The sequence below is a fragment of the Collimonas sp. genome, from assembly GCF_044339385.1.
Classification (GTDB): domain Bacteria; phylum Pseudomonadota; class Gammaproteobacteria; order Burkholderiales; family Burkholderiaceae_D; genus Collimonas.
Map to the genome: position 1 here is coordinate 1 of NZ_JBIIVN010000137.1, position 7,209 is coordinate 7,209.

6 protein-coding genes are annotated in these 7,209 nt (G+C 58.9%); 5 read left to right on the forward strand and 1 reads right to left on the reverse strand.

Annotated elements, in window-relative coordinates; translation table 11 throughout:
• From ACIQ0R_RS09975 to ACIQ0R_RS09995, 5 genes are all read left to right on the forward strand, one after another.
• A partial coding sequence (locus ACIQ0R_RS09975) for an efflux RND transporter periplasmic adaptor subunit (protein WP_395826727.1) occupies nucleotides 1-1,117 on the forward strand: 1,117 nt, incomplete at its 5' end.
• 3 nt (nucleotides 1,118-1,120) lie between these two features.
• The gene (locus ACIQ0R_RS09980; RefSeq protein WP_395826729.1) at nucleotides 1,121-4,339 is read left to right on the forward strand and encodes an efflux RND transporter permease subunit; all 3,219 of its coding nucleotides are present in this window, start codon (nucleotides 1,121-1,123) and stop codon (nucleotides 4,337-4,339) included.
• A gap of 148 nt (nucleotides 4,340-4,487) precedes the next feature.
• Nucleotides 4,488-5,147, forward strand: coding sequence for a protein-L-isoaspartate O-methyltransferase (locus ACIQ0R_RS09985; RefSeq protein WP_395826731.1), 660 nt, complete (start codon nucleotides 4,488-4,490; stop codon nucleotides 5,145-5,147).
• Nucleotides 5,148-5,155: 8 nt separating this feature from the next.
• Nucleotides 5,156-5,479, forward strand: a complete 324-nt coding sequence (locus ACIQ0R_RS09990; protein ID WP_395826734.1) for a rhodanese-like domain-containing protein — start codon at nucleotides 5,156-5,158, stop codon at nucleotides 5,477-5,479.
• 181 nt (nucleotides 5,480-5,660) lie between these two features.
• Nucleotides 5,661-6,962, forward strand: coding sequence for a TolC family outer membrane protein (locus ACIQ0R_RS09995; RefSeq protein ID WP_395826737.1), 1,302 nt, complete (start codon nucleotides 5,661-5,663; stop codon nucleotides 6,960-6,962).
• Here the strand turns inward: ACIQ0R_RS09995 and ACIQ0R_RS10000 are convergent.
• Nucleotides 6,956-7,209 (reverse strand): hypothetical protein (locus ACIQ0R_RS10000; RefSeq protein ID WP_395826739.1); only part of this gene is annotated, 254 nt, incomplete at its 5' end. The two genes, ACIQ0R_RS09995 and ACIQ0R_RS10000, sit on opposite strands and share 7 nt — an antisense overlap.

Below are 7,209 nucleotides of genomic sequence, written 5' to 3' on the forward strand. Positions count from 1 at the left end.
CACGGCTAGCTCCTTGAACTCCGCCGTGTACATCTGTTTTGGTATCTTCTTCATTGCTGGTCTTTCCAAAGGATCGTTGATTTTACGTTACCTATGGAAGACTAAATTTCGGGGGAAGCTCAAAGTGACGCCGCGCGATCTGCGTCAGGTGATGCGGCTGTCGGGCGCTTTGCGCGCAGTCAGCCAGGCTCAGGTCAAGGCGCGGGTCAGCGGCGAGGTGCGCGAAGTGCTGCTGCGCGAAGGCGCTGCAGTGAGGGCCGGCCAGGTCATCGTCAGGATGGACGACAGCGACTACCAGGCCCGGCTCAATCAGGCGCAAGGCTCGTTGCTGGCGGCACAGGGCCAGCTCGAGATCGCTGCCAAGACGCGCGACAACAACAAGGTGCTGGTTGAAAAAGGCTTTATCTCCAAGAACGCATTCGATAATGCGGCCAGCCAGTACGATATCGCCAGAGCCAATGTCGATTCCGCCCGCGGTGCCGTCGATGTGGCGCGCAAGGCGCTGTCGGACACTGTGATCCGGGCCCCGATCGACGGTCTGATCAGCCGCCGCTCGGTCGAACCGGGAGAGAAAGTCTCGGCCGACAACGGCCTGCTGGAGATCGTCGATCTGCGGCAGATGGAAATGGCGGCAACGGTACCAGCCTCGAACATCCTCGACGTTGCGCTGAACCAGGAAGCCACGCTGGTGCTGGACGGCATACCCAAGCCGGTAATCGGCAAGGTGGTACGCATCAACCCGTCAATCGAAGCGGGCTCACGTTCGATTCTTGTGTATATCCAAATCGACAACCCGCAGGGCTTGCTACGCGCCGGCATGTTCGGCGAGGCGCAGTTGACGCTGTCAAAGAAAAGCGCGGTACTGAGCGTGCCCCAGTCGGCCATCCAGAATGATGCCGGTGACAGTTATCTCTACGCCATCGAAAACAACAAGATCGTGCGCCGTGCGGTAACGCTGGGCATGCGCGGCAACGGCGGCGGCGCCGATGGCGAAGCAGTCGAGATCCTGAGCGGCATCAGCAGCGGCGCCAGCATCGTCAAGGTCAATCTGGGCAGTCTGCCGAATGGCGCCAGCGTGCGGGTGCTGGCCGCCCAGCCAACCGCGGCCAAGGGCTAAACCATGTGGTTCACGCGCATCAGCATTGGCAACCCGGTACTGGCGACCATGATGATGATGGCGTTCGTCGTGCTTGGCTTGTTTTCCTACGAGCGTTTGCGGGTCGATCAATTCCCTGACATCACCTTCCCGGTGGTGGTGGTACAAACGCTGTATCCGGGCGCCTCGCCGGAGACGGTCGAATCGGATATCAGCCGCCCGATCGAAGAAGCGGTCAACAGCATTAACAGCATCGATAGCCTGACCTCGCGCTCTTACGAGGGGCAATCGGTGGTCATCGTCCAGTTCAACCTGAATGTCGATCCAACTCAGGGCGCGCAGGACGTGCGTGAAAAAGTGGCGGGGGTAAAGGCTGGCTTCCGCAAGGAAATCAAGGAACCGCTGATCACCCGCTACGATCCGGCCGACGCGCCGATCTTCTCGATCTCGGTGACCAATGATCCCCAAGGCAAGCCGCGCGATTTGCGCGAGCTAACCACCATCGCCGACCAGATCGTCAAGAAGCGCCTGGAAAACGTGCGCGGGGTCGGCTCGGTAACGCTGGTCGGCGGCGTCAAACGGCAAATCAATATTTACGTCGAGCCGGTCGAGATGGAATCACTGGGGATCGACATCAATCAGCTTGAAGATGCCATTCGCAATGAAAATCAGAAATTGCCGACCGGTGCCATCCGCACTGCCGACAGCGAAAAAGTGGTGCAAGTGTTGGGCAAGTTAAAGGCCCCGCAGCACTTCAACGATATCGTGGTGGTGATCCGTGGCGGCCAGCCGGTCAAGCTGTCACAAGTCGCGACCGTCGTCGACGGCCAGGAGGAACAGGAAAACCTGGCGCTCTACAACGGCCGCCGCACGCTGGCGCTGGATATCTTAAAGGCGCAAGGGCAGAACACCATCGAAGTCGCCGACGGCTTGACCAGGGCAATTGCGGAACTGCAAACCAGCATGCAGAGCCTGCACCCCGGCGTCAGGATCGAAGCCATCAAGGATAGCTCAACCCAGATCCGGGTTGGCGTTGACAATGTCCGCCAGACCTTGCTGGAAGGCGCGGCACTGACGATCCTGATCGTGTTCCTGTTCCTCAACTCATGGCGCTCGACCATCACCACCGGGCTGACCCTGCCGGTGGCGCTGATCGGTACTTTTCTGTTCATGAACATGTTCGGCTTCACCATCAATATGATCACGTTGATGGCACTGTCGCTGTGCGTCGGTCTGCTGATCGACGATGCCATCGTAGTGCGCGAAAACATCGTGCGCCACAACGGCATGAAGGTCAATGGCCGCTTCAAGAGCCATCGCCTGGCGGCCCTCGACGGCACCGCCGAAATCGGCCTGGCGGTGCTGGCTACCACCTTCTCCATCGTTGCCGTGTTCCTGCCGGTTGGCTTCATGGGCGGCATCATCGGCCGCTTTTTCCATCAGTTCGGCATCACGGTGACGGCTGCCGTACTGATCTCGATGTTCGTCTCATTTACGCTGGACCCGATGTTATCGTCCATCTGGCCGGACCCGGCGCTGCATCACGATACCGGTAGCGATGGCACAAAACAGCGGCGCGGCATTTACGCCAATACCATCGGCCGTGTGCTGGAACAGTTCGAGCGGCTGGTGCAATGGATCTCCGACAGTTACCAGGTCTTGCTGAAATGGTCTCTCGGGCATCGTTTAATGACCGTCGGCATCGCCATCCTGGCCTTCGTCGCCGGCCTGGCGCTGCCAGCATCAGGATTGGTCGGCAGCGAATTCATTCCGAATGCGGATTATTCCGAAAGCGGCGCCACTTTCTTCACGCCGGTCGGCTCGTCGCTGGAGCTCACTGAGACCAAGGTGCATCAGGTCGAACGCATTCTGCGCGAATTTCCGGAGGTGCAGGATATCTATTCCACGGTCAACACCGACAACTCACAGGGCAAGAACTATGCCTCGATATTTATCCGTCTGACGCCACGCGACCAGCGCCAACATAGTAATGCCGATCTGACGCCGCTGCTGCGCCAGCGCCTGTCGCAGGTGGCGGGCATTACGGTGACCCGGGTCGGCGCGCTGACGGCGGCCGGTGGCGACAGCAAGCAGGTGCGCCTGAGTTTGCTGGGGCGCGACCTGAAAGAACTGGAGCGCCTGGCCGCAGAAGCGCAACGCCGGATGCGCGAAGTGCCGGGCTTGGTGGATCTCGATTCCAGCCTGAAGGACAACAAACCCAACATCGCAGTCACGCCGAAACGCGACATCGGCGCCGACCTCGGTATCGGCGTGGCGCAGATCGGCAATGCGCTGCGACCGTTGCTGGCCGGCGAAGCCCTCAGTACCTGGCGCGGCCCGGATGATGAAAACTATGACGTTAATGTGCGTTTGGCACCATCCGACCGTAACGCCGGCGAAGACCTGTCGCGCCTGATGCTGGCCAGCACCCAGCTTAACAGCGACGGTTCGGCCAAGATGGTGCCGTTGCGCCAGGTCGCCACTATCGAGGCGTCAACCGGCGCTAACCAGATCAACCGGCGCGACCTGAACCGTGAAATCGAACTCTCAGCCGATAGCGTCAGCCGCTCCGCCGGCCAGGTCAATGCCGACGTCAAGACCGCGCTGGACAACATGCACTGGCCGGCCGGCTATCGCTACCAGGTGGGCGGCTCGACCAAGAGCATGCAGGAATCGTTCGGCTATGCGGTTGACGCGCTGATCCTGGCGATCATCTTCATCTATATGATTCTGGCTTCGCAGTTCGGCAGTTTCCTGCAGCCGCTGGCAATCATGTCGGCACTGCCGCTGACGCTCATCGGCGTGTTCCTGGCGCTGATGCTGTCGCGCTCGACGCTGAACATGTTTTCCATCATCGGCTTCATCATGCTGATGGACTTGGTCACCAAGAATGCCATCCCGCTGGTCGATTTCGCCAACCAGGCCCGCAAGGCAGGCGCCGAGCGCAGCGCCGCTCTGTTGGAAGCGGCGCATGTACGGCTGCGGCCGATCCTGATGACCACGCTGGCGATGGTGCTCGGCATGCTGCCGCTGGCCTTTGGCGTATCCGAGGGCTCAGAGCAGCGCGCGCCGATGGGACAGGCGGTAATCGGCGGCATTATCACTTCGTCATTATTGACGCTGGTAGTGGTGCCGGTGATCTACACCTACCTGGACGACTTCAGCACTTGGGCCAGGCGCAAGTGGCGAGGCAACGCCGCAGCGGCCGATCCTGAGGCAGCCCCCCCCCGCAACAGCACCTAAAACAGATAATGAGACCAATACTGAAAACAATGCCTTAATGTAACATTTATACAGGGGCATTAACGACCACAGTTGCGCCGTACTGTAGGTTTTTAGGGATGTCCTTGATAGAATGAGCCCTTTAATTTCTCCACCATGAGCCTTTGACATGAATATCGAACAAGCCCACTTCAATATGATCGAACAGCAAATTCGCCCTTGGAACGTGCTGGAACAGGACATCCTGGAATTGCTGTCGGTAGTGCGCCGCGAAGAATTCGTACCTGCGGCGTATAAGAGCCTGGCATTTTCCGATACCGAAATCCCGCTGTCTGGCGGCGAAAACATGCTGGCGCCGAAGATCGAAGCGCGTCTGCTGCAGCAAGCACAGGTCAAGAAACATGAGCAGGTGTTGGAAATCGGCACCGGCTCTGGCTACATGGCCGCCCTGCTGTGCTACAAAGCGCGCCACGTCACAACGGTCGAAATCGATCCTGACCTGAAAGCGCTGGCGGAAAAAAATCTGGCCGCCTACGGCATCACCAATGTCGACGTGGCACTGGGCAATGGCGCCCAGGGCTGGGATCAGGGACCATCGCCAACCTACGACGTGATTTTCATTTCCGCTTCACTGCCTGCCCTGCCGGAGGCATTCCTGCAGCAGCTCAATGTCGGCGGCCGGGTTGTCGCTATCATTGGTGAAGCGCCTGTGATGTCGGCGCAAGTCGTTACGCGCAACGCTGACAACAGCTACACCACAGTCAAACTGTTCGAGACCAACGTCAAGCCATTGCGCGAAGCGGCGGTGCATTCCCACTTCAAATTCTGAGACGACCTATGCAACATCTGACCGCTACTGAACTGGCAGCCTGGATCGCCGATCCGCAGCGCCCCGCGCCATTACTGCTCGATGTGCGCGAACCGTGGGAATACGAGACCTACCACATCGATGCCGCGCAGTTGATGCCGATGCAAACCGTGCCGGCACATCTGAATGATCTGGAAGAAGACCAGGCCATCGTCTGCATCTGCCATCACGGCGCGCGTAGCATGCAGGTTGCGGCCTTTCTCGAACGCCACGGTTTTTCTGCGGTAAGCAACCTGACCGGCGGCATCCATGCATGGGCCCTGCAAGTCGATCCGGCGATGCCGACATATTGATGCAGTTTGCTGGCGTCTGCGGGGAGATGTGCCGCAGACAGGGCTTGCTGGTGCCGCACGCCCGCAGTCCGACTGTCGGCAGAAAACCGCATGTTGGAAAAGCGTTGCAGTATTTGTTTGACGTTACGGCCAGTCCGGCCTGGCGACGTCAGCACCGACACACGACGCCACGGAGAATGTCATGCGCAATGCTCTTATTGCTTCGTTGATCACCAGCAGCCTGATGGCCGGCAACGCCTGTGCCCTCGACCTGATGCAGGCTTATCAGCAGGCGCTTGCCAACGATCCGGCCTACACCAGCGCACGCTACGCGCTCAGCGCCAATAATGAAGCGGACGTACAGGGCCGTGCCGCACTGCTGCCCAGCCTCGGTTTGGGCGGCAATTACAGCAACTCCGGGCAGTCGTGGAAGACTGTCACCAACAACTACAGCCTGCAGCTGACGCAGCCGCTGTTCCGTCCGGCGTATTGGCAGCAGTATCAGGCGAGCAAACTGTCGGTGGCAGCCGGTGAAGTCCAGTTTGCGCAAGCCCAGCAGGATTTGATCTTGCGCGTCAGCCAGGCTTATTTCGATATCCTGACCGCGCAGGATGTGCTGACATCGCTACAAGCGCAAAAAAGCGCGATTGCCGAGCAGTTGGCATCGGCCAAACGCAATTTCGATGTCGGCACCGCCACCATTACCGATACCAACGAAGCCCAGGCCAGTGCCGACCTGGTGAGTGCCCAGGAAATCGCCGCCAGCAACAACCTGGAAGTCGCACGCAACGCGTTACAGCAGATCATCGGCAAAGCGCCGGCGCCGTTAGCGACCTTACGCCCCGGGGTCAAGCTGAATGCACCAGAACCGGCGGCCATCGAAGCCTGGGTGAACAGTGCGGAGCAACAGAATTTCGGTGTACTGGGCCAGGAAATCACACTGGACATTGCCCGGCACGACATCAAGAAAAGTCGTGCAGGTCATCTGCCGACGCTGGATCTGGTCATCAGTCGTGCACATCAGGATGTCAGCGGCAGCGATATTCCTTTCTATAACGTATCGCAGACAACCAATTCAATCGGCGTGCAGTGGAATATCCCGATATATTCCGGCGGCGCTGTCAGCAGCAGCGTTCGCCAGGCAGCGGCACTGGAAAGTAAAGCTCGTTCCGATCTGGAGAATGCGCGCCGGACCGCAGTTCTGAATGCAAAACAAGCCTATCTCGGGGTCAGCAACGGCCTGGCTCAGGTCAAGGCTTATGAAGCGGCGGAAATATCCAGCCAGTCGTCGCTCGACTCGAACCGTCTCGGCTATCAGGTGGGAGTGCGTATCAATATCGATGTGCTCAATGCCCAGCAGCAGTTGTACTCAACCCGCAGGGATCTGGCCAAGGCACGTTACGACACCTTGATGAACGGCTTGAAATTGAAAGCGGCGGCGGGTGCGTTGAAAGAACAAGATCTGCAACAGATCAATGCGCTGCTGGTGCCGGTACCCTATTGAGTCGGCCATGAACAATCCCATTTCGAAATAATTGTCTCAAGCCGTACCAGTCGCCATACGCCCATCGGCCCATCGGCCAAAGCATTAGTCGAAACCCAGCGCAAAAAGGCCGCAGCTTTCGCAAGATCAGGCGCAGGTTGTGGCCTGCGCCGCATAGAACTCCCCGGTGTGAGCTTCCCCCGAAATTTAGTCTTCCATAGGTAACGTAAAATCAACGATCCTTTGGAAAGACCAGCAATGAAGAAGA

Coding starts and splice junctions, on each gene's coding strand:
- ACIQ0R_RS09985 (WP_395826731.1), top strand. CDS start 4,488: ATGAATATCGAACAAGCCCACTTCAATATGATCGAACAGCAAATTCGC.
- ACIQ0R_RS09980 (WP_395826729.1), top strand. CDS start 1,121: ATGTGGTTCACGCGCATCAGCATTGGCAACCCGGTACTGGCGACCATG.
- ACIQ0R_RS09990 (WP_395826734.1), top strand. CDS start 5,156: ATGCAACATCTGACCGCTACTGAACTGGCAGCCTGGATCGCCGATCCG.
- ACIQ0R_RS09995 (WP_395826737.1), top strand. CDS start 5,661: ATGCGCAATGCTCTTATTGCTTCGTTGATCACCAGCAGCCTGATGGCC.